The organism is Nocardia sp. NPDC004573 (assembly GCF_053602135.1).
Map to the genome: position 1 here is coordinate 609,889 of NZ_JBSGDA010000001.1, position 21,858 is coordinate 631,746.

General features: G+C 68.5%; 18 protein-coding genes. 16 read left to right on the plus strand and 2 right to left on the minus strand.

Going from position 1 to position 21,858, the window contains the following annotated elements; genetic code table 11:
• Window positions 1–9: 9 nt before the first annotated feature.
• The 8 genes from ACWEKR_RS03045 (at window position 10) to ACWEKR_RS03080 (ending at window position 9,859) form a co-directional block, all read left to right on the plus strand.
• Window positions 10–1,500, plus strand: coding sequence for a flavin-containing monooxygenase (locus ACWEKR_RS03045; protein ID WP_452352997.1), 1,491 nt, complete (start codon window positions 10–12; stop codon window positions 1,498–1,500).
• Window positions 1,501–1,670: 170 nt separating this feature from the next.
• Complete coding sequence (yajC, locus tag ACWEKR_RS03050; protein ID WP_195083630.1) at window positions 1,671–2,030, plus strand: preprotein translocase subunit YajC; 360 nt, start codon at window positions 1,671–1,673, stop codon at window positions 2,028–2,030.
• 120 nt (window positions 2,031–2,150) lie between these two features.
• A complete protein-coding gene (gene secD / locus ACWEKR_RS03055) occupies window positions 2,151–3,833 on the plus strand; it encodes a protein translocase subunit SecD (protein WP_452352998.1) in 1,683 nt (560 codons plus the stop codon).
• 7 nt (window positions 3,834–3,840) lie between these two features.
• Window positions 3,841–5,076 (plus strand): protein translocase subunit SecF, encoded by a 1,236-nt coding sequence (gene secF / locus ACWEKR_RS03060; protein ID WP_452352999.1) that lies wholly within the window; start codon window positions 3,841–3,843, stop codon window positions 5,074–5,076.
• An 18-nt stretch (window positions 5,077–5,094) separates the two neighbouring features.
• Window positions 5,095–6,816, plus strand: coding sequence for an ABC transporter substrate-binding protein (locus tag ACWEKR_RS03065; protein ID WP_452353000.1), 1,722 nt, complete (start codon window positions 5,095–5,097; stop codon window positions 6,814–6,816).
• A gap of 38 nt (window positions 6,817–6,854) precedes the next feature.
• Entirely contained in the window at window positions 6,855–7,427 is a 573-nt protein-coding gene (locus ACWEKR_RS03070) for an adenine phosphoribosyltransferase (protein ID WP_195083626.1), read from the plus strand.
• A gap of 82 nt (window positions 7,428–7,509) precedes the next feature.
• A complete protein-coding gene (locus ACWEKR_RS03075) occupies window positions 7,510–8,115 on the plus strand; it encodes a DUF4291 domain-containing protein (RefSeq protein ID WP_452353001.1) in 606 nt (201 codons plus the stop codon).
• Between the two features lie 163 nt (window positions 8,116–8,278).
• Complete coding sequence (locus ACWEKR_RS03080) at window positions 8,279–9,859, plus strand: ABC-F family ATP-binding cassette domain-containing protein (protein WP_452353002.1); 1,581 nt, start codon at window positions 8,279–8,281, stop codon at window positions 9,857–9,859.
• Window positions 9,860–9,976: 117 nt separating this feature from the next.
• Here ACWEKR_RS03080 and ACWEKR_RS03085 read toward each other — a convergent pair whose 3' ends face one another.
• Complete coding sequence (locus ACWEKR_RS03085) at window positions 9,977–10,387, minus strand: nuclear transport factor 2 family protein (RefSeq protein WP_452353003.1); 411 nt, start codon at window positions 10,385–10,387, stop codon at window positions 9,977–9,979.
• An 80-nt stretch (window positions 10,388–10,467) separates the two neighbouring features.
• Between ACWEKR_RS03085 and ACWEKR_RS03090 the strand changes: the two genes are divergently transcribed.
• From ACWEKR_RS03090 to ACWEKR_RS03105, 4 genes are all read left to right on the plus strand, one after another.
• Window positions 10,468–10,977: a winged helix-turn-helix transcriptional regulator gene (locus ACWEKR_RS03090; protein WP_452353004.1), complete on the plus strand. Its 510-nt coding sequence runs from the start codon at window positions 10,468–10,470 to the stop codon at window positions 10,975–10,977.
• 146 nt (window positions 10,978–11,123) lie between these two features.
• On the plus strand, window positions 11,124–12,071 hold the full coding sequence (locus ACWEKR_RS03095) for a hypothetical protein (protein ID WP_452353005.1): 948 nt from the start codon (window positions 11,124–11,126) through the stop codon (window positions 12,069–12,071).
• Between the two features lie 16 nt (window positions 12,072–12,087).
• Window positions 12,088–13,341, plus strand: coding sequence for an adenylosuccinate synthetase (locus ACWEKR_RS03100; RefSeq protein WP_452353006.1), 1,254 nt, complete (start codon window positions 12,088–12,090; stop codon window positions 13,339–13,341).
• A gap of 74 nt (window positions 13,342–13,415) precedes the next feature.
• On the plus strand, window positions 13,416–14,042 hold the full coding sequence (locus tag ACWEKR_RS03105) for an NUDIX hydrolase (protein WP_452353007.1): 627 nt from the start codon (window positions 13,416–13,418) through the stop codon (window positions 14,040–14,042).
• A gap of 125 nt (window positions 14,043–14,167) precedes the next feature.
• Here the strand turns inward: ACWEKR_RS03105 and ACWEKR_RS03110 are convergent, their stop codons facing one another.
• Window positions 14,168–14,953 (minus strand): metallophosphoesterase family protein, encoded by a 786-nt coding sequence (locus ACWEKR_RS03110; RefSeq protein ID WP_452353008.1) that lies wholly within the window; start codon window positions 14,951–14,953, stop codon window positions 14,168–14,170.
• A 249-nt stretch (window positions 14,954–15,202) separates the two neighbouring features.
• Between ACWEKR_RS03110 and ACWEKR_RS03115 the strand changes: the two genes are divergently transcribed.
• The 4 genes from ACWEKR_RS03115 to ACWEKR_RS03130 all read left to right on the plus strand — a co-directional run bounded on the left by ACWEKR_RS03115 (window position 15,203) and on the right by ACWEKR_RS03130 (window position 21,858).
• Window positions 15,203–16,180 carry an alkaline phosphatase family protein gene (locus tag ACWEKR_RS03115; RefSeq protein ID WP_452353009.1) on the plus strand — a complete coding sequence of 326 codons (978 nt, stop codon included), beginning with the start codon at window positions 15,203–15,205 and terminating at the stop codon, window positions 16,178–16,180.
• A gap of 360 nt (window positions 16,181–16,540) precedes the next feature.
• Window positions 16,541–18,949: a RelA/SpoT family protein gene (locus ACWEKR_RS03120; RefSeq protein WP_281878947.1), complete on the plus strand. Its 2,409-nt coding sequence runs from the start codon at window positions 16,541–16,543 to the stop codon at window positions 18,947–18,949.
• Window positions 18,950–19,242: 293 nt separating this feature from the next.
• The gene (locus ACWEKR_RS03125) at window positions 19,243–20,838 is read left to right on the plus strand and encodes a cutinase family protein (RefSeq protein WP_452353010.1); all 1,596 of its coding nucleotides are present in this window, start codon (window positions 19,243–19,245) and stop codon (window positions 20,836–20,838) included.
• A 57-nt stretch (window positions 20,839–20,895) separates the two neighbouring features.
• Window positions 20,896–21,858: a hypothetical protein gene (locus tag ACWEKR_RS03130; protein WP_452353011.1), complete on the plus strand. Its 963-nt coding sequence runs from the start codon at window positions 20,896–20,898 to the stop codon at window positions 21,856–21,858.

Here is a 21,858-nt window from a genome sequence, read left to right on the forward strand (position 1 = left end):
AGGTTCGGTGTGGCGCCTCAATACGACGCGGTCGTGGTCGGTGCGGGGTTCGGGGGCATGGGAGCGGGCATTCAGCTCGATCGGCTCGGCCTGGGCAATTACGTCATCCTCGAGCGCGAGGACGATCTCGGCGGTACGTGGCACGTGAACCACTATCCGGGTCTGGCGGTCGACATCGCGTCGGTCACCTACTCCTACTCCTTCGAACCGAATCCGCACTGGTCGCGGCTGTTCGCTCCGGGCGACGAGCTGAAGAAGTACGCCCGGTACGTCGCGGACAAGTACGGCCTGCGCCGCCGGATGCGCTTCGGCACCGTCGTCGACGGCGCGCGCTGGGACGAAGAGCAGCAGCACTGGGTGGTCTCGATCGCGGGCGGGGAGACCGTCACCGGGCGGTATCTGCTGACCGCGACCGGATTCCTCTCCCAGCCCTACACGCCTCCCTTCCCGGGCATCGACACGTTCGCGGGCAAGATCATCCACACCACCGCATGGGAGGACGGTTTCGACCTCACCGGCCGCAGAGCCGCGATCATCGGCACCGGCGCCACCGCCGTGCAGCTGGTGCCCGAGGTCGCCAAGAAGGCGCGGGAGCTCACGGTGTTCCAGCGCACCCCGATCTGGGTGGTTCCGAAGATCGATACCGCGATCCCCGCGCCGGTCCGAAAGCTGTTCGAACGGGTTCCGGCCACGCAGAAGGCCGCGCGACTGGTCAACACCAGTCTGCTGGAGGCGCTGATGGTGGTCGGGGTGCTGCATTTCAAGCAGGCCCGGCTGCTGAACAAGGGCGCGGGAGCACTGGCCAAGGCGCATCTGCGGGCGTCCGTGCGCGACAAGGAGACGCGCAGGCAGCTCACCCCGCACTACGACTTCGGGTGCAAGCGGCCGACCTTCTCCAACCACTACTTCACCACGTTCAACCAACCGCACGTGCGGCTGGAGACGAATTCGATCGACCACATCGAACCGGACGGCATCGTCACCGCCGACGGGCACAAGACCGAGATCGACACCCTGATCCTGGCCACCGGCTTCAATCTGTGGGACGTGAACTTCCCGGCCATCGAGATCATCGGCCGGGACGGGGTGAACCTCGGAAAGTTCTGGCGGGACAACCGTTTCCAAGCCTACGAGGGCATCACGGTGCCGAAGTTCCCCAACTTCCTCAGCCTCAACAGCCCGTACTCCTACAGCGGCCTGTCCTACTTCACCACCATCGAAGCCCAGATGAAGCACATGGGCCGATTGTTCGGCGAGCTGCGCCGCCGGGGCGAGACCACCTTCGAGGTCACCGAGCAAGCGAACGCGGCCTTCCTGGACCGGGTCACCGCCAAGCTCGGCTCGTCGGTGTTCTATGGCGGCGACTGCGCCACCGCGCGCAGCTATTACTTCAACCCGCACGGCGAGGCCGCCCTGCTGCGGCCGACCAGCACGCTCAACGCGCATCGCGAAGCGGTCGGCTTCCCCCTGGAGGACTACGTCTACGGCAGGACCGCCTGACGGCGACGCCGCACCTCGCCCGCCGGAGCGTGTCCGGCGGGCGATCCGGTGTGTGATGGGGAAGTTGTAGCTGCCCGGCGGGCGTGCGGGTGTGGCACCCGCGCGGCGAACTGGCAGACTGTGTGGGTACTTGTCCATCCCACCCACGACACTAGGGACTGACTTCGACGATGGAACTGCTGTTTCCGCTGCTACTGGTAGCCCTGCTCGTGCCGATGTTCCTCGGTGTCCGCCGTCAGAAGCGGGAAGCCGAGAAGGTCGCCAGCATGCAGGACAACCTGAAGGTCGGCGATCAGGTCGTCACCACGTCGGGTCTGTACGGCACCGTGGTCGAACTCGACGACACCACGGTCGACCTCGAGATCGCCGAGGACGTGGTCACCACGTGGCTGCGCCAGGCCATCCGTGAGGTGCGCACCGACGATGCGGTGAGCACCGAGGAGACCGGCTCGGAGGCCACCGGCTCGGACACCACCGACGCCGTCGAGGAATCCGCCGAGCAGACCGAGACCCGCCTGACCAAGGACTGATCGTTCCGGTAGTGCCCCGGCTCGCCGGATGTCGCCGCGGCCGTCCGTCCGCGCACCCGGCGTAGCTGGTGCACGTCCGCATGTTCCATCCTCGACTTCCCGCCTAGGAGATGACGTACTGTGCCACCTTCCCAGGGATCGGCGCACCCGCTGCGGCTGCTCGGTGTCTACGCCGCGCTGCTGGCCGTGATCTATGCGCTGGTGTTCTTCACCGGTGACAAGTCCCCGACCCCCAAACTCGGTATCGACCTGCAGGGCGGCACCCGCGTCACGCTGTCCGCGCGCACGCCGGACGGCAGCAAGCCGAGCCAGGACAGCCTGAAGAAGGCGCAGGACATCATCGAGAACCGGGTGAACGGGCTCGGCGTCGGCGGATCGGAAGTCGTCATCGACGGCGACAACATCGTGATCACCGTGCCCGGCGACGACGGGCAGCAGGCGCGCGCGCTGGCGACCACCGCCAAGCTGTACATCCGCCCCGTGTTGCAGGCGGTGCCCGCGGCTGGTCGCGGCGCGACGCCCCCGCAGACCACGCCGGGCACGCAGCCCGCGCCCGCCGCGCAGCCCACGACGCCGGAGACGACGCAGCCCGCCGCGCCGGAGACCGACCAGCAGGCACCCGCGCCGCAGCAGCGCGTGTTCCCCGCTCAGCAGCCGACGCAGCCGCCCGCCGATCCCTCGCTGACGCCCACCGAAGAAGCCACCAAGGAGATCCAGGCCGCCAAGGCGCTGCGCCAGAGCACCGACCCGTCGGTGCAACAGGCCGCGCTGGCCACCCTGGATTGCGGGAAGGCCGATCCGCTCGCGGGCAACGACGACCCAGCTCTTCCGCTGGTGACCTGCTCGACCGACGGCACCGAGGTCTTCCTGCTGGACAAGAGCCGCATCGACGGCCAAGAGATCAAGGACGCCACCTCGGGCCTGAACCAGCAGCAGGCCAGGCACGAGGTCTATCTGGACTTCAAGTCCGGCGGCAGCGACGCGTGGGCCGCGCTGACCGGCGAGTACGTCTACAAGCGGGTCGCCTTCGTGCTCGACTCGAAGGTGGTCAGCGCGCCGGTCGTGCAGCAGGGCCCGCAGCAGGGCGGCCGCACCCAGATCTCGGGCAACTTCACCGCCACGTCGGCGAAAGAACTGGCGAACACGCTGAAGTACGGCTCGCTGCCGCTGTCGTTCCAGACCTCCGAGGCCGAAACGGTCTCCGCGACGCTCGGCCTGTCCTCGCTGAAGGCGGGTCTGCTCGCCGGAGCGGTGGGCTTGGCGGTGGTATTGCTCTACTGCCTCGCCTACTACCGGATGCTCGGGTTCGTCACCGGTTTGTCGCTGGTGGCCTCCGGATTGGCGGTCTACGGCATCATGGTCCTGCTCGGACGCTGGATCGGTTTCACGCTGGACCTCGCCGGCATCGCGGGCCTGATCATCGGTATCGGCATGACCGCCGACTCGTTCGTGGTGTTCTTCGAACGCATCAAGGACGAGATGCGCGAGGGACGCAGCTTCCGCTCCGCGGCTCCGCGCGGCTGGCAGCGTGCCCGCCGGACCATCCTGTCCGGCAACGCGGTCAGCTTCATCGCCGCCGCGGTGCTGTACATCCTGGCCGTCGGCCAGGTGAAGGGCTTCGCGTTCACCCTCGGTCTCACCACGATTCTCGACGTCGTCGTGGTGTTCCTGGTCACTTCGCCACTGGTGCTGCTCGCTTCGCGCACGGCGTTCTGGTCCAAGCCGTCGGTGAACGGCCTCGGCGCGATCCAGCAGATCGCCCGTGAGCGGAAGGCGGCCGAGGCCGCCCTCGGGAAGGCGTGAGGACGCGATGACCAACAGCCACACCACTCCCTCGCTCGACAAGACGAGCGCGACCGAGACCACCGACGTGTTCGCGGCGGTCGGCGAGCCGCAGCCGCCCAAGCACGGCTTCTTCAACCGCCTCTACACCGGCACCGGCGCGGTCGACGTCATCGGCAAGCGCCGGATGTGGTATTTGATCACCGCCGCGATCGTGCTCATCTCACTGGGCAGCATCGTCTTCCGCGGGTTCAACTTCGGGATCGACTTCGAGGGCGGTTCGCGCATCCAGTTCCCGGCGGGGGACGCGACCACCAGCGCGGTGGAGGACGTCTACCGCGGCGCCATCGGCACCGACCCGGTCTCGGTGCAGACTGTCGGCACCGGCGGATCGGCCACCATGCTGATCCGTTCCGAGGCGCTGGACCAGAATCAGGTGGAGGCGCTGAACAACGCGCTGTTCGCGAAGTTCCAGCCGAAGGACAAGAACGGTAACCCGAGCCTGGCCGCGATCAGCACGTCCGACGTCAGCGAGACCTGGGGCGATCAGATCACCCGCAAGGCGCTGATCGCGCTCGCGGTCTTCCTCGTGCTGGTCGCGGTCTACATCGCGATCCGCTTCGAGACGCACATGGCCATCGCGGCGCTGGCGGCGCTGGCCTTCGACGTCACCGTCACCGCGGGCGTGTACTCGCTCGTCGGTTTGGAGGTCACCCCGGCCACGGTCATCGGCATCCTCACCATTCTCGGCTTCTCGCTCTACGACTCCGTCGTCGTGTTCGACAAGGTCGAGGAGAACACCCACGGTATCCTGCACCTGACCCGCCGCACCTACGGCGAGCAGGCCAACCTCGCGGTGAACCAGACGCTCATGCGCTCGATCAACACCGCCTTGATCGGCATCCTGCCGATCGTCGGTTTGATGGTGATCGCGGTCTGGATGCTGGGGGTGGGCACGCTCAAGGACTTGGCGCTGGTGCAGCTGGTGGGTCTGCTGGTCGGCACGTACTCCTCGATCTTCTTCGCGACCCCGCTGCTGGTCTCGATCAAGGAACGCTGGGGGCCCGTGGCAGCGCACACGAAGAAGGTCATGGCCAAGCGGGCCGGTGCGGCGAGCGCTCGGGCGAGCGCCGTGGCCGAGCGCCGGGCGAGCATGGCGGCGGGCCGGGATTTCGATGAGACGCCGCGCAGGCAGCGTGCGGCCGGGCAGACGCCGCGACCCGGTGCGCGCCCGAGCGGTAAACGGCACAAAAGGCGGAACTGACACCAGGCAAGGGGTTTCATGCGACAGCCACGCAGTGCGGTACGACTGATCGGAGCGCTTGCTGCGGGCACGCTGGCCGCCGGGCTGATGGTCGGCTGCTCCAGCAAGAATCAGGTGCCCTCCATCGGCTACGCGACAGATGCCATCATCGCCACCTATAACGGCGGCAGCACGCTAGGGGCGAGTTCCGGATCCCCCGCGGTGTTCTCCCGGGTGCTCACAGGGTTCTTCTATACCGGTCCCGACGGCCAGCAGGTCGCCGACACCGACTACGGCACCGCCAAGGAGGTGCCGGGCGAGTCGCAGACCATCCAGTACCGCCTCAATCCCGACGGCGTCTACTCCGACGGTGTGCCGACCTCTTGCGACGACTTGGTGCTGGCGTGGGCCGCCCGCAGCGGGCGGTACACCAAACCGGGGGACCGGGGTCCGGTTCCCCTGTTCGACGCCGCGAGCACCAGCGGCTACGACGCCATCGAGCGAGTCGACTGCCAGCCCGGCTCACGGGACGCCACGGTGGTGTTCCGGCCCGGGCGGCGTTATCTGCCGTGGCGCACCTTGTTCACGGCGGGCGAGCTGATGCCCGCGCACGTCGCGGCTCGGGCGGCGAACGTGCCCAACGTCGTGTCGGCGTTGCAGACCGGCGACCCGAACGCTCTCGGACGGATCGCGGAATTCTGGAACACCGGCTGGACCGTTCCGGCCGACGGCCGGCTGGACCTGTCGCGCTTCCCATCGTCGGGGCCCTACCGCATCGAGTCCTTCGGCAGCGAGGACGGCTTGGTGCTGGTGGCCAACGAACGATGGTGGGGCAACAAACCGGCGACCGGGCGGATCGTGGTGTGGCCCAAGACCTTCGACCTGAAGAAGAAGGTCGGCGAGAACGCCGTAGGCGTGCTCGACATCGGTGCGCATTCGGTGAAAGACCTGAATCTGAGCGGCTTCTCGGTGCAGACCGTGCCCGGCCGGGGCGCCGAGCAGTTGGTGCTGGCGACCGGCGGCGTCTTCTCCTCGATCGAGGCGCGCCGGGCGTTCGCGTTGTGCCTGCCGCGTCAGACGCTGTTCGACAAGCTCGGCAAGGCGCCGGACGCGCCGAAGACCGGGCTCGGCTCGGGACCGTTGAACGCGCATGTCGTGCAACAGGATTCCCTGTTCTACCCGGCCGTGATCGGCGCGTCGAAGAATTACTCCGGCGGCGACGTGGCGAACGCGACCAGGGCAGTGGCGGCCTCCGGCGCCCCGAACCCCACCGTGCGGATCGGCTACGCGGGTCCGGACGATCGGCGGGCGCAGACCGTCGCCCTGATCGCCGAGGCCTGCAAACCGGCGGGCATCACCGTGGTTGACGCCGGTGCACCCGACTTCACCCCCGCCCGGCTCGCCGAGGGCAAGGTCGACGCCGTCCTCGGCAGCACCGCGTCGGCGCCCGGTCCGGCGGGCTCGCTGGGGGGAGTGGCCGCGACCAGCGCGTTGCGCACCGGTAGCGGTCTCAATTTCGGACGGTTCGGCAACGGCCGTTACGATGCGATCACCGATCAGCTCGGGGCCGACGACAATTCGGCCGTACAGCTGAATCTGCTCACCGAGGCGGAGAACCTGCTGTGGGCGGAGCTGCCGAGTATCCCGTTGTTCGCCACCCCGCGCACGATCGCCTTCGGCAAGGGGCTGCGCAACGGGATCGCCGCCCCCACCCAGGCCGGATCCGGCTGGAACATGGACCGGTGGGTGCTCGAGCGGTGATCGACGGTGTTGGGCGATGTGAGCATGGAGAGGTGTCGATGAGCAAGCACGCGGCAATCGAATCCGAGGACGTAGCCGCCGAACGGACCACCAAAGCCGCCGAGATGGTCGACCGTTTGACCCGTTGGCACGACGACTTTCCCTCACCCGGTGTCCGTTTCGCGGATCTCACCCCGGTGTTCGCCGACGCCGAGGGCTTCCGCGCGGTGGTCGACTGCCTGGCCGCCTGCGCCCCCGACGCCGATCTGGTGGCCGGCGTCGACGCTCGCGGCTTCCTGCTCGGAGCCGGTGTCGCCGCCTCGCTCGGTACCGGTGTGCTCGCCGTCCGCAAGGCGGGCAAGCTGCCGCCGCCGGTGATCAGCCGGGAGTACAGCCTCGAATACGGCACCGCCGCGCTGGAGATTCCCGCGGACGGCATCGAACTGGCGGGCCGTCGTGTCCTGTTGCTGGACGACGTCCTCGCCACCGGCGGCACCCTCGCCGCCGCCGCCGAACTGTTCAAGCAGGCGGGCGCCGAAGTGGCCGCTGCCGCGGTGGTGCTGGAACTAGGATTTCTCGGCGGACGGGCCCGGCAGGGCGACTATCCGCTGACGTCGATCGTCCAACTCTGAGCGCACCGGGATCTGCCCGGCGTGCGGGAGAGTCCCGCCGAAACCTGTTGCCCCGGTTCGCGGCGGCTGTCAGGATCGCGGCATGCGACCTGACGAGCCGCCGCGCCGGATCCGAGCGGTCTACGACGAGCACACGATCGTCGTCTACCAGGCATATTCCCCGGAAATCGCCGAATCCGCCCTCGCGGCGGGAACTTTCGTGGCCCCGTTCCGCCGGGAACGGATGACCTGGATCAAGCCTTCGTTCCTGTGGATGATGTATCGCTGCGTGTGGGCGAGCAAGCCCGGCCAGGAGCGGGTCCTGGCGATCACGATCACCCGTTCGGGGTTCGAGTGGGCGCTGGCGCATGCCTGTCTCAGCCACTACCAGCCGAAACTGTGCCCGGATCGAGAGGTCTGGGCCGAGCGGTTGCAGACGAGTCCGGTGCGCGTCCAGTGGGACCCGGAACGCGACCTCGCGCGTCGGCCGCTGTCGTACCGCTGCTTGCAAGTGGGCTTGGGCGGCATCGCCGTGGGGCATTATCTCGACCGCTGGATCACCGGAATCCGCGATGTCACCGCAGACGTGCGGCAACTGCGGAGCATGGTGGCCGCGGGGAAGCTGGATGCGGCGGCTCGCGCCCTTCCCGAGGAGCGCCCCTATCCGCTGCCCGTGCCCGTGGCCGCCGCCATCGGAGCGTCGTCCTGACCCGGACATGTGATCCGAATCGCACTGGCGCAGGCGTCGCGGCTGTGTTTAACCTATAGAGGTCTTATTCCCGTTGATCGGAGTCTGCCGTTGCTCATTTGAGGTAGCCACTCGTGCGGCCCGCCATCGCGCGCCGTGTTCGTCGCAACCTCTGGGAGCTGGCATGACCAATCTGTCTTTTTCCGATCTCACTTTCGGCTGGCCGGACGGCACTCCGGTGTTCGAGGGGCTCGACGCTGTCCTCGGCCCCGGTCACATCGGCCTCGTCGGCGGAAACGGCGCGGGTAAGTCCACACTGCTGCGGTTGATCGCGGGGGAGCTGAAGCCCGCTCGCGGTTCGGTCACGGTCACCGGTCATCTCGGGTACTTGCGCCAGGATCTCGGGCTGAGCGCCGGGCAGCGAGTCGATGCGGTGCTCGGCATCGCGGAAGTGCGAAAAGCATTGCATCGCATCGAGTCCGGTGTAGGTGATGACACCGACTTCGACTTGGTCGGTCACCACTGGGACGTCGAGGAACGCGCGGTGGCATTGCTGGCGCGCCTCGGCCTGCACTACGTCGCCGATTCGGTGCACCAGCTGGACCGGACGCTCGATACCCTCTCCGGCGGCGAGACGGTGCTGCTCGGACTGGTCGCCGAGTTGCTCGCCGAGCCGGACGTGCTGCTGCTGGACGAACCGACGAACAACCTGGATCGGCTGGCGCGCGCACGGCTCTACGAGGTGATCGGCCAATTCTCCGGCACGGTGCTCACGGTCAGCCACGATCGGGAGCTGCTGGAGCGGATGGCGTCCATCGCCGAGCTGCGCCACGGCGAACTCCGGCTGTTCGGCGGGAATTTCAGCGAGTACGAGCGGATCGTCGCGGCCGAGCAGGAAGCCGCCCGTGCCGCGATCCGGGATGCGCGCAGCGATGTTCGCAAGCAGGCCCGCGAACTGGTCGAGGCGCGCATCAAACTGGACCGCCGACAGCGGTACGGGCAGAAGATGTGGGACCAGAAGCGCGAGCCGAAGATCGTCATGGGCGAACGCAAACGGCAGGCGCAGGTATCCGCGGGCAAGTTGCGCAACAACCACATCGAGAAGCTCGACACCGCCAAGGATCAGCTCGAGCAGGCCAAGGGATTGTTGCGCGACGACCGGGAGATCCGGGTGGAGTTGCCCGACACCCGGCTGTATCCCGGTCAAGACGTCATCGAACTGGACGAGGTCGAGCTGGCGTGCGGGCCGACGGTGACGTTGCGGGTGTCGGGTCCGGAGCGGATCGCGCTGACCGGACGCAACGGCGTCGGCAAGACGACGTTGCTGCGGCGTATCACGCAGGAAGGGCCGAAGGTGCCGTGGCGGATGCTGCCGCAGCGGCTGGACGTGTTCGACGAGCAGCGATCGGTGTTCGAGAACGTCGCCTCCACGGCGCCGCACGCGTCAGCGGAGCGGATCCGGGCGCAATTGGCTCGGTTCCTGTTCCGCGGCACGGACGCCGATGTCGCGGCCGCGGCGTTGTCGGGCGGTGAGCGATTGCGGGCGGCGTTGGCGATGCTGTTGCTGGCGGATCCGGCGCCGCGGTTGCTGCTGCTGGACGAACCGACCAACAATCTCGACCTGCCCAGTCTCGAGCACCTCACGCAGGCGCTGGCGAGCTTCGAGGGCGCGCTGATCGTGGTGAGCCACGATTCGCGCTTCCTCGACGACATCGGGGTGACCCGGCGCCTGGAGCTCACCGCGGACGGTTTGGCGGAGACGTAGGCGGCCGTACGCCGAACCGTCCGCGGTGAGCCGGCGGCCAGTTCGGCCTGTGCGGCTATGGGAACCGGGCACGGGATCGTCGTGCCCGGTTCTCCGCGGTCCGCGAGGGGCGCGAATTCACGCCCGGGCCGCTCGCCGGAGGAGGCCGGGATGTGCGAACAGGCGGGGTGCCAGTCGTACCGCGAAATAGGTGAGCGTCAGCCAGGGACGCAGGTGTGGCTGCAATGTGCGGATGCGGCCTTGCTCGTCGAGCCCGATCACCAGCGCTTCGGTCAGCCGGAATGGTCCGATCGTGGCGCCGGCCAGGAGGACGCGCCGCGCGCCGTCGCCGATTTCCTCCGTCCACCGCAGACCGGTGAGGCTTCCGTAGGCCGCCGCGAGCAGCACACGCAGGTCGTCGCGGCCGCGGAAGACCAGTCGGCCGGACAGCGGCGAGATCAATTCCGCATCGGGTGCGAGGACGCGGGTCAGCGCGTCGATGTCGCCGCTTTCGGTCGCTCTGCGGAATTCGGCGATTGCGTCGGACATGGTGTTCGGCCCCTTCTCTCGTCGATGGGTCCGAACCTAGTTCAAGTCACTTGCAAAAAGCAATGGACTAGACTGGGCGGATGCCCAAGGCTGCTTTCTCCGACATCGTCTGTTCGATCGCGCGCACGGTCGAGGCGATCGGCGAGCGTTGGACACCGCTGATCCTGCGCGACCTGTTCGTCGGGCTGACCCGGTTCGAAGATCTGCGTCGCGATCTCGGCATCGCTTCCAATGTGCTCGCCGCGCGCCTGGACGCACTGCACGAGCACGGCATCGTGGAAAAGCGTCCATATCAATCGAATCCGGTCCGTTACGAGTATCTGCTGACCGAACGTGGCCGTGATCTGTATCCGGTGCTGACCATGTTGATCACGTGGGGTGACAAGTGGCTCGCGGGTGCGGAAGGTCCGCCCGCCGTCGTGGTCCATCGTGAATGCGGGCGGCCGACGTCCGGTGTGGTGGTGTGCCGGGAGTGCGGCGAGCCGCTCACCGCGGGAAATGTTCGGTGGCTTTCCGGCCCTGGCGGGCGGCAAGGGCCGGGAACGATGCTGATCGGTGACCTGCTCGAAGCCGGGGACGCCACGGGCTGATCGGGTCTCGCTCCGGCGGCTGTCGTCGCCCTCGGGCTCGATGGTGCGGTGTGAACCGGTCTGGAGCGGGATCGGACGCCGGCTGCGGGATCCTTGACCGCGCTAGTTTTGGTTAACTAGACTAAAACTAGAGAGGACGTGATCAGATGGGATACGGACATTGGGACGACTCCGCCTACCGCGCGGCCAAGACCTTCCGCGCCGCTCGGGGGATCGATGATTTCGGCTACACCGCCGACATGCGGGCCGAGCCGCACGCGAACTGGCGAGTGCATCCGATCCTGGATCCGCTCGGCGTCGCGGCCCGTGAGTGCCGGGACTCGGCCGAGCACGGCAACTCGCTGCCCATCGCGGTGCTGTTCGACGTGACCGGATCGATGGGCCGGGTTCCGCGCATCATGCAGGACAAGCTGGGCACCCTGCACGGTCTGTTGCGCCGCAAGGGCTATGCGGAGGATCCACAGATTCTGTTCGGCGCGATCGGCGACGCGGACACCGACCGCGTGCCACTGCAGATCGGTCAGTTCGAATCCGACAATCGGATGGACGAGCAATTGCGCGCCGTCTTCCTGGAAGGCGGGGGCGGTGGGCAGAAGTCCGAGAGCTATGAATTGGCCGCCTATTTCCTGGCGACGCATATCGCGACCGACGCCTGGGAGAAGCGACGCAAGAAGGGCTATCTGTTCCTGATCGGCGACGAACTGAACAAGCCGCGATTGGCCTCCCGCCACATCCGCGCGATCATCGGCGACAGTGTGCGCCAGGACATCGCGGTGGACTCCATCTACCGCGAGTTGGCCGAGCGCTGGCACGTGCACTACATCCTGCCCGACCAGTCGAGCTACTTCCACGATCCGGAGATCGCCGAGCACTGGCGCGGGTTGCTCGGCCAGAACTTCCTGCGCCTGGACGACCCCGCGGCGGTATGCGAACTCATCGCGCTGACCATCGGATTGGGGGAGGGGCGCGTCGACCTGGCCGGCGGGCTGGCGGACTTGCGGGATGTCGGGTCCACGGCCGAGGCCGCGTCGGTCGGCAAGGCGCTCGGAGCCGACGGTGTGCGACGGCGGGCCTTGCCGCGTGGCCGCGGCTGAACCGTACGGGCGCGTGATGTCCCGGTCGCACATCATCGTCGTGGATCTCGGATTCGGGGACGCGGGTAAGGGTGCGACGGTCGACTGGCTGTGCGCGCCCGAGCAGGGCTTCGATGTCGCAGCCGTGGTCAGGTTCAACGGTGGAGCGCAGGCTGCGCACAACGTGGTCGCCGACGGACGGCACCACACCTTCGCGCAGTTCGGATCGGGAACGTTCGCAGGCGTGCCGACGCTGCTGTCGCGGCACATGCTGGTCGAGCCGATCGCGCTGGCCGCCGAGGCGCGCGGGCTGGCCGCGCTGGGCGTGCGCGATCCGCTGTCCTCGATACGGGTCGACGGTCGAGCGTTGCTCACCACGCCGATCCATATCGCCGCCAACCGTGCTCGCGAGGATGCGCGGGGTTCCGCGCGGCACGGTTCGTGCGGCAGGGGGATCGGCGAGACCGCCGGCTACGCGCTCGCCCACCCGGCTCCCACCGTGGCGGATTGCCTGCGTCCCCTGGTGCTGCGGCGCAAGCTGCGTGCGCTGGCGGAATACTACGGATCGCTCATCGCGCCGAGTGGACATCGGTACGAACCGATCGACGACCTGGTGGAGATGTACCGGGAGTTCGCCGCGGCGGTACCGATCGTCGGTGACGGGGAACTGGCTCGGTTCGCGCGGCGGGGCACGCTGGTGTTCGAAGGGGCGCAAGGCGTCCTGCTCGACGAGTGGCGCGGGTTCCATCCGCACACCACTTGGTCGACCGTCGAACCGCGCAATGCGCGTGCGATGCTGGCCGAGCTCGGCGAGTCGGGTTACGTGCTCGGCGTCACCCGCACCTATCAGACCCGCCACGGCGCGGGCCCGTTTCCCACCGAGGATTCCGGCTTGGACTTTCCCGAGCCGCACAACGCGGCGGGGCGGTATCAGGGCGAATTCCGTCTCGGCCATTTGGACACCGTGCTGCTGCGTTACGCCGTCGAAGTGTCGGGCGGCGTCGACGGCCTCGCGGTCAATCACCTCGACCTGCCCGGAAGGCGATATGCCGCAACGAAGTACATCGTGGACGGTGTCGTTCGAGACACGGTGCCCCCTGGACGCAGGCGGGACCTGGATCACCAGCGGGAGCTGACCCGGTTGCTGACGCGCGCCGAGCCCGTCCTCACCGAAATACCGGACGATCCGGTGCCGTGGCTGACGAGGACACTCGGCGTGCCGGTCGTCCTCACCGCCCACGGTCCCGGCCGCCGCCACCGCGCTCGCGCGGCGTATGCCGCTGCGGCGTGAATGCTCCGCGCAAGTGCCTTCCTGGTGGCACACCGCCGGACGGGCGTGCGGCCGGTCGGGCAGGATGGATGGTCGTGGAGCAGTCCGTTGTGTCGGTGGACGTCGTGGCGTTGCGGTTCTGGGACGAGGACGGCGTGGTCCGGCTCGGGATCGCGCCCCGGGCGATGGAACCGTTCGCGGGGCAGCTGGCCTTGCCCGGCATACTGCTCGGCCGGGGGGAGCGGTTGGCCGTCGCGGCGCGGCGGGCGGTGCACACCAAACTGGGCGTCCCGGAGGCCGCGATCGGTTCGGTGGGGCAGTTGGTGACCTTCGACGAACCGAACCGTGACCCGCGCGGTCCGACGCTCTCGATCGCGATGTGGGCGGTGGTGGGGCCGCACGAAGGACCGGCGCGGTGGACCGGCTTCGACGAGGTGCCGGAGCTGGCGTTCGACCACAATCGCATCGTCGCGGTGGCCCGCGATGTCCTGACGCGGTTGCTGTGGAAGGACCTTCCGTTCACCAGAGCGCTGCTCGGCGCGGAATTTCCCGCGACAAGGGCCGTGGAGGCCGCCGCAGCGCTGTCCGGAGCCCGGCCCGACGCCGCGAACTTGAACCGCACGCTGGCGGCCATCCCGGGCCTGACGCGCACCACCGAACGACGTCGCGTCAAAGCGACCGGCAGGCCTGCGGCGGTCTGGGCTTTCGGCACGCCGGAGTGAACGACGCGAGGACTGGTCCCCGTCGCGTTCGGGCATCGAACCCCCATCGCGGGTGGGTGTCGCGCACGCCCGGGGCCGGCGACCCCGCGACAAAGACAACGCCATAGGCGACGAGGCCGGGCGAGTCATGGCCGGGACGGTATGCGGTCGCGGTCCTCCGGACGATCCGAGCCGGGGACGATCTCGTATACGGCGTAGCTGCGCCCGAGTACGGGAAAGGAGACATTGCGTACCGGCACACCGCCCGGGGTGCGCCCGAATTCTGTTCCACCATGGGCATGTCCGTGCACGGCGAGCGCCGCCCCGCCCGCGTCGACCGACTCGGCCAGATCATGACAGCCGAGTCCGGGATAGATCTTGGCCGGTTCACCGGCCAATGTGTCGATGACGGGAGCGAAATGCATAAGGGCGATGCGGGTTTCGCAGTCGATCGAGTCGAGCGCCTGGCGCAGGCGAAGGGCGTCGAGCGGGCCGCGGCGCATGCGGGCGCGGTGTTCGGCGGACCCCTCCTCCGGGGTGCCGGGATGGCCGGGAAAGCCGCCGCTGCCGCCCATGACGCCGGCGATGCCCAGCCGGATACCTTCGATCCCGAACGTGATCGCGGTGCCGTCCAGCACGTGGACGCCCAGCGCGGTGAGCCGTGCCGCGATCAGGTAGCCCGATCGCTGATCGTGATCGTGATTGCCGAGCACGGCGACCACCGGTACGGGAAGGCCGTCGAGTTCGGCGCACAGCAGATCCGTTTCCGCTCGCGTGCCCCCATCGGTGAGATCGCCTGCCAGCAGGAGGATCTCGGCGTCCGCGGACAGGCGACGGAAATCGGGGCGGAAGCGTCCGGCCACCGCCGCGCGCATGTGCAGGTCGGCGACGGCCGCGACACGAATGCACCCGCCGGTGCGCGCTGCGGTCACGACCGTCAGTCGGCCATATCGGCGAAGGGGTGTCAAGACACGGCGCTGAGCCGCCCATCGCGGTCGGGGGCCGGAAACTTCGTGTTCATCTGACCGCGACCGGACGTGAAGCCGGGATATAGCTTGCCGCTATTCCGCGTTCGAGGACTGTTCAGTGAGGCTACGGGCACTGTGGCCGCCGATGAAACGTCCATGAACATTGCCGCGGCGGGCTATCGCGCGTGCTGGAAGGTCCCGCATGGTCGCGGTATGAGCCGAGCGCCACTGCTGTCGAAAGTCGTTGCCGCAGTGGCGGCCGCGTCACTTCCGCTGTCCGCCGCAGCCGGCGTCGCGCGGGGGGAGGCGCCGACGGCCAAAGTAGTCGTGATCGGCTTGGACGGGCTGATGTACGGCAAGATCGAGGAGGCGAAGGCGCCGAATCTGCTGCGGTTGAGCGGCGAGGGGTTGCTGAGCCGTTCGTCGATCGCCCCGCACATCACCATCTCGGGTCCGTCCTGGGCCACGGTGCTGACCGGCGTGTGGGATCGCAAGCACGGCATCACGAACAACCAGTTCTCCGCCGAGCCGTTCACGCGACACCCGACGGTCTTCACCCAGCTCGAACGAGCTCGGCCGGTGCTGAAGACGCAGTCCATCGCCACCTGGGACCAGATCGCCACCATGACCGGCAGCGGTAGTCCGCGCGCCGACGTCGTCGTCTCCACCGCGACCGTGCCGGAGGATCCGGACGAGTCCCGCACCGACGCCGCCACCGCGGACGCCGTGGCCGCCGCGATCGGCAAGTTCGCGCCCGACCTGCTGTTCACCCATCTGGACCAGGTGGACCGCGCCGGTCACGATGCCGGTGGCGCATCGCGCGCCTACCTCGACGCCGTGACGCGGATCGACGTCCTGGTCGGCCGCATCGTCACCGCCGTGGACACTCGTGCCGCCGCCCATCCGGCCGAACGGTGGACCGTGCTGGTCACCGCCGACCACGGCCACAAACCGAAGGGCGGGCACGGCGGCCAGTCCCTGGACGAGACGACCAACTTCGTCATCGCTCGCGGCCCCGACTTCCGGCCCGGCGCCACCACTACGCGAGCGACCCTGGTCGACATCACCCCCACGGTGCTCGACCTCCTCGACGTCGCTCCCGCCGCCGATCTCGACGGTCGTTCCCTGCGCGCCGAGCCCGGACCCGCCCGTACTCCGTTGTCCGGATCCCAGCCTGCCGCGATTCGGTGACCGGCGTTCGTTCGCCGATCCGGCGTTCGCGCTCGCTCGCCGGCGGGGACAGCTCTGCTTCCCGGAGCCGTCGTAACGACGCACGCCATGAAGTGAAAGCGCTGCTCATCGGGCGTTTCCTGGAGTATCGGAAGGCGTCCGGTCACGGTGCGGCCATCGAGCCGGGGAGATCGCGGTCGTCCGACTCGTGCCGGTCGCACCCGGCGGCCGGACCGTCTCCCTTCTGCGTCCCGACACCCCCGGGGCGCAACCTTCGTCAGCGGAGCGGACGTGGGTGCTCCGCCCGGACTAAAGTTGGTGGTCCGGGAGGTTGCACCGGTCGGATAGGGTGGTCCGATCGAGGCGCGGAGAGGTGGTGGCATGACTCAGCATCTGGGCGAGGCGAAGGTCGAGCAATCGACGTCGGGCCCGCGGCCGAACGGTGCGGGCGCCACCGACGCCGCGCAGGCCGCGAAGCCGCAGGCGCCGGCGAACGCGACGCCTCCGCGTCAGCCGGGCGCTTCCTCCGCTGTGCCGTCCTCGGCCTCCCGCCGGGTGCGTGCGCGCCTGGCCAGGCGCATGACCGGGCAGCGCGGCATCGCGGCGGTCAAGCCGGTGCTCGAGCCGCTGGCCACCGTGCATCGCGAGCTGTACCCGAAAGCGAACCTGACGCTGCTGCAGCGCGCGTTCGACGTGGCCGACGAGCGGCACAAGCATCAGTTCCGCAAGTCGGGTGACCCCTACATCACCCACCCGCTCGCCGTGGCCAACATTCTCGCCGAGCTCGGCATGGACACCACCACGCTGGTGGCCGCGTTGCTACATGACACGGTGGAGGACACCGGCTACAGCCTCGAGCAGCTCACCCAGGACTTCGGCTCCGAGGTCGCCCACCTCGTCGACGGCGTCACCAAGCTGGACAAGGTCAATCTGGGCGCCGCCGCCGAGGCGGAGACCATCCGCAAGATGATCATCGCGATGGCCCGCGACCCGCGTGTGCTGGTGATCAAGGTGGCCGACCGGTTGCACAACATGCGGACCATGCGGTTCCTGCCGCCGGAGAAGCAGGCCAAGAAGGCCAAGGAGACGCTGGAGGTCATCGCTCCGCTCGCCCACCGCCTCGGTATGGCCACCGTGAAGTGGGAGTTGGAGGACCTCGCCTTCGCGATCCTGCACCCGAAGAAATACGACGAGATCGTCCGGCTGGTCGCCGATCGCGCGCCCTCGCGCGACACCTACCTGGCGAAGGTGCGGGCCGAGATCGTCAACACGCTGGCCGCCTCCCGGATCAACGCGATCGTCGAGGGCCGCCCGAAGCATTACTGGTCGATCTACCAGAAGATGATCGTCAAGGGGAAGGACTTCGACGACATCCACGACCTGGTCGGCATCCGCATCCTGTGCGACGAGGTGCGCGACTGCTACGCGGCCGTCGGCGTGGTGCACTCGCTGTGGCAACCCATGGCGGGCCGGTTCAAGGACTACATCGCCCAGCCGCGATACGGCGTCTACCAGTCGCTGCACACCACCGTGGTCGGGCCGGACGGCAAACCCCTGGAGGTGCAGATCCGCACCCAGGACATGCACCGCACCGCGGAGTTCGGTATCGCCGCGCACTGGCGCTACAAGGAGACGCGCGGCAAACACTCCAACGACACCGCCGAGGTCGACGACATGGCGTGGATGCGCCAGCTGCTGGACTGGCAACGGGAGGCCGCCGACCCGGCCGAATTCCTGGAGTCGCTGCGTTTCGACCTGAAATCGCCGGAGATCTTCGTGTTCACGCCGAAGGGCGACGTGATCACGCTCCCGCAGAAGTCGACCCCGGTGGATTTCGCCTACGCCGTGCACACGGAGGTGGGCCACCGCTGCATCGGCGCCCGGGTGAACGGGCGCCTGGTCGCGCTGGAACGACAGCTGGAGAACGGCGAGGTCGTCGAGGTGTTCACCTCCAAGGCGCAGAATGCGGGTCCCAGCCGCGACTGGCAGAACTTCGTGGTGTCCCCGCGCGCCAAGGCGAAGATTCGCCAATGGTTCGCCAAGGAGCGGCGCGAGGAGGCGCTGGAGAGCGGCAAGGAGCAGATCTCCAAGGAAGTCCGCCGCGTCGGGCTGCCGCTGCAGCGGTTGATGAGCGTCGACGCGATGACCGCGGTCGCCCACGAACTGCACTACACCGACATCTCCACGCTCTACACCGCCGTCGGCGAGCACCAGGTCTCCGCGCACCACGTGGTGCAGCGGTTGATGGCGCAGCTCGGTGGCATCGGCGACGTGGAGAACGAGCTGGCCGAGCGCTCCACCCCGTCGACGACGCCGAGCAGGCAGCGGGTCACCGGCGACGCGGGCGTGCTGATCCCCGGCGCTCCGGGAACGGTCGCCAAGCTGGCGAAGTGCTGCACCCCGGTGCCCGGTGACGAGATCATGGGTTTCGTGACCCGTGGCGGCGCGGTGAGCGTGCACCGCACCGACTGCACGAACGCCGGTTCGTTGCGTGAGCAGGCCGAGCGGATCATCGAAGTGTCCTGGGCGCCGTCGCCGTCCTCGGTGTTCCTGGTCGCGATCCAGATCGAGGCGCTGGATCGCACGCGGCTGCTGTCCGACGTGACCAAGGTGCTGGCCGACGAGAAGGTCAACATCCTGTCCGCCTCGGTGGCCACGCACGGCGACCGGGTGGCGATCAGCAAGTTCACCTTCGAGATGGGCGATCCAAAACACTTGGGGCACTTGCTGAACGTGGTACGCAACGTGGAAGGCGTCTACGACGTCTACCGCGTCACCTCCGCGGCGTGAGCGACCCTCCTGTAGTAGCTGTCAATTAGCTATTGCCGCAGGGAGTTTGGCGTGCCCCGACTTCCGCTTCGGGGTTGTCAATTCAGGCGGCCTGCCGGAAACTTGTCGGACCACTTCCAGGAACGCGCCGCGGTGTGTCGCGTTCATGTCGGTGTGTCGTGGAAGTTTTCCGTCGATGCGGCAGTAATAGCCGGAATCTGTTACGGTCTATTGCGTTTCATGGCGTTGAGTACCTGCGGCTGACGACTTGATTGCGGATCGCTATGACTGGATACACGGCAAGACTCTCGGGGATGCTGGTAGCACTCGCCGTGGTTGTGGCGACCGCCGGTGTCGCCGCGGCGGAGCCGTCGGATCCCGGTCCGTCCACGAACATTCGCCTCACGACCTGTCCCGCGTTGTACGCCTTGGGGATTCAGGGGACCGGTGAATCCTCGCCGGACGCGGCGCCCACCACCGACACCGGCATGCTTTCCACGGTCTTCCGGCCGATGATGGCGAAAGCGCCCGACGCCGGGCTGGTCAATCGGGCCTACGTGCCATACGAATCCGGTTTCGGCGGTGCGACCGCCGGTGGTGCGGCGCCCTACTCGGAATCGGTGGCCGGCGGCCTGGCCCGTTTGCGCGGCATGGCCGAAACCGTCGCCGACGCCTGCCCGAACAGCCGGATCGCGGTGGTCGGTTATTCGCAGGGTGCGCACGTCGCCTCGATGTTCGCCCAGGAGATCGGCCATGGCCGCGGCGTGCTGCCCGCCGAGAAGGTCGCCGCCGTCGCGTTGTTCGGCGATCCGACCCGCAATCCCGGCGCGCCGCTGTTTCCGGGCGCCCCCGGGAAAGCGACGCCGGACCCCGCGCCGGGTACCGCGGGTGACCGGCTGGAATCTCTTGCCGCCCTGCCGCAGACACCGGCGATCGGCGGCGGCATCGGCCCGGAGCGGGACAAGGCCGCGAACTTCGGCGCGCTCACCGGCCGGGTGGCGAGTTTCTGCGCGGCGGGTGATCTCGCCTGCGATGCCCCCGACGGCGCGCCGATCCTGAAGGCGGTCGCCAACGTGGTCGGCCAGTCCAAGCTCAGCGGCGGCGATCCGATCGCCTCGCTGGTGTCGATCGCGCAAGCGCTGGCGTTCACCTCGATCAAGACCGCGACCCAAGTGGTCAACCGGGACGTCGAAGGCAATTCGCTGGCCACCCTGTCGATCTCGCCGGAGAAGTCGATCTCGCAGCGCCTCGCCGACGCCTCGGATCCGCGCACGCCGCTGAATCTGCCCGGCGCGCTGCAGGCGCTGCTGAAGGTCGGCATGATCGGCTTGAATTCCGTGATCGCGGTGGTCCGAGCGGTGATCAATCCGGCGAACATCGCCGAGCTGGCCACCGCGGGCCTGGCGAATCCGCCCGCCGCGTTGCTGTCGCTCGGCGCCAGGCTGGTCGGCGCGGTCACCCAGCTGATTCCGCCGACCACCGGCGTCCGGCTGGTCACCCAGGCCTTCGACGCGGTGGTGCAGAACATCACCGACAACAGCGAACTGCTGAACACGGCCACCTGGGTGCGCTACTGGGACACCGTGCAGCGCCACACCGGCTACAACAGCACCGCCGTCGCGGCGAACGGTGCCGCCCCCACCCGATTCGTCGCCGACTGGCTCGCGGCGATCGCTCGCGACATCGCCGATGCTCTCGGCGGCAAGGCCGAGCCCCGGCCGGTGCTGGAGAAACAGTCGACCGGATTCTTCGGGGACGGCTCCGGCGCGTCTCCCACGCCGAGTTCGTCCGGTACGGGACAATTTCCGTTCGGGACAGGAGCCGATGGCGCCTCATCCAGCGGCGTGACATCGATTCCGCCCACCGACCGAACCGGCACACCCAACGCCTACCCGTTCTCCACGAACTGATCGCCGAGAGGGTCCGACGATGCGATACTGCGTGCCCTGCTCTGCGGGAATGGGGGAATGTTGAAGTCGTACAAACAGCTTTCCCGCTGGTACGGCGCTCTGGAGCCGGACAACGGCGCGCCGGAGAAAAACGAGCCGGATGCGGCGAACACCATCATCCCCGCGGACGACGACCGGCCTTCGCGCTACCCGGACCACCTCCGCGACGACGACGAGCCGTGGCAGCGCAGGCCTGAAGAGGTTCCGTCGGATCTGCCCGCGCAGCGCAGCGAGTTCACCGGCGGGTGGTCGGATTGGGTGGTGACCGGTCACGCGCCCGGCCCCGACGACGACTATGTCGCGCCGTCGCATGCCGACCCCGTGCCTTTTCCTTGGGCCGGCGGCGACGAGCAGGACCCGGTCGAGCCCCCACGCCCGGCGGAGTCGCGCGCGCTGCGGCAGGCCGCTCGCGCCCACCCGGCTGTTCGCCGGGCCCGGCTGCTGATCCTCGTGATCGTGGCGGTGCTGGTCATCGTCGTCGCCGCCGTGGGTGTGCTGCTCCTGCTGCGTTCGGCCGCCGACCGCGCCGCGCAGCCGATGCACTCGCAGACCTCCGCGTCGGTACAGCTCACCGTCGGCGGAGCCCAGGCGGTCGGCAACCCCCGCGCGGCCGGCGCCTGCCCGACGGAGCGCAGCGACGCGATCGTGCGCAGCGCGGAGGCGGGCGGCACCGGCTCCGGACCGGACGCGGTGCTGTCGTTCCAGTACGCGTATTACGTCGAGCGCTCCGGGGAACGAGCCCGCGCGGCCGTCGCACCGGATGCCGACGTCCAGCCCGCGCCGGTCATCCAGCGGGGCATCGACTCCGTCCCGGCGGGCACGACGCATTGCGTGCGGATCGTGACGGTCGGCGACAACCGGTATTCGGTGGAGGTGACCGAATACCGGCCCGGCGGCGCGCCCGCCACCTACAGCAGGCAGACGGTCACCACCGCGGTGATCGACGGCCGCACCCTGATCACGGGTATCACGGCCGGATAA

What these genes read in the sequence shown, in the direction of transcription:
- ACWEKR_RS03070 (WP_195083626.1), top strand. Translation starts at nt 6,855, where the DNA reads ATGAGCAAGCACGCGGCAATCGAATCCGAGGACGTAGCCGCCGAACGG.
- ACWEKR_RS03125 (WP_452353010.1), top strand. Translation starts at nt 19,243, where the DNA reads ATGCTGGTAGCACTCGCCGTGGTTGTGGCGACCGCCGGTGTCGCCGCG.
- yajC (WP_195083630.1), top strand. Translation starts at nt 1,671, where the DNA reads ATGGAACTGCTGTTTCCGCTGCTACTGGTAGCCCTGCTCGTGCCGATG.
- ACWEKR_RS03065 (WP_452353000.1), top strand. Translation starts at nt 5,095, where the DNA reads ATGCGACAGCCACGCAGTGCGGTACGACTGATCGGAGCGCTTGCTGCG.
- ACWEKR_RS03085 (WP_452353003.1), bottom strand. Translation starts at nt 10,387, where the DNA reads ATGTCCGACGCAATCGCCGAATTCCGCAGAGCGACCGAAAGCGGCGAC.
- secF (WP_452352999.1), top strand. Translation starts at nt 3,841, where the DNA reads ATGACCAACAGCCACACCACTCCCTCGCTCGACAAGACGAGCGCGACC.
- ACWEKR_RS03090 (WP_452353004.1), top strand. Translation starts at nt 10,468, where the DNA reads ATGCCCAAGGCTGCTTTCTCCGACATCGTCTGTTCGATCGCGCGCACG.
- ACWEKR_RS03120 (WP_281878947.1), top strand. Translation starts at nt 16,541, where the DNA reads ATGACTCAGCATCTGGGCGAGGCGAAGGTCGAGCAATCGACGTCGGGC.
- ACWEKR_RS03075 (WP_452353001.1), top strand. Translation starts at nt 7,510, where the DNA reads ATGCGACCTGACGAGCCGCCGCGCCGGATCCGAGCGGTCTACGACGAG.
- ACWEKR_RS03115 (WP_452353009.1), top strand. Translation starts at nt 15,203, where the DNA reads ATGAGCCGAGCGCCACTGCTGTCGAAAGTCGTTGCCGCAGTGGCGGCC.
- ACWEKR_RS03080 (WP_452353002.1), top strand. Translation starts at nt 8,279, where the DNA reads ATGACCAATCTGTCTTTTTCCGATCTCACTTTCGGCTGGCCGGACGGC.
- ACWEKR_RS03100 (WP_452353006.1), top strand. Translation starts at nt 12,088, where the DNA reads ATGTCCCGGTCGCACATCATCGTCGTGGATCTCGGATTCGGGGACGCG.
- ACWEKR_RS03095 (WP_452353005.1), top strand. Translation starts at nt 11,124, where the DNA reads ATGGGATACGGACATTGGGACGACTCCGCCTACCGCGCGGCCAAGACC.
- ACWEKR_RS03130 (WP_452353011.1), top strand. Translation starts at nt 20,896, where the DNA reads ATGTTGAAGTCGTACAAACAGCTTTCCCGCTGGTACGGCGCTCTGGAG.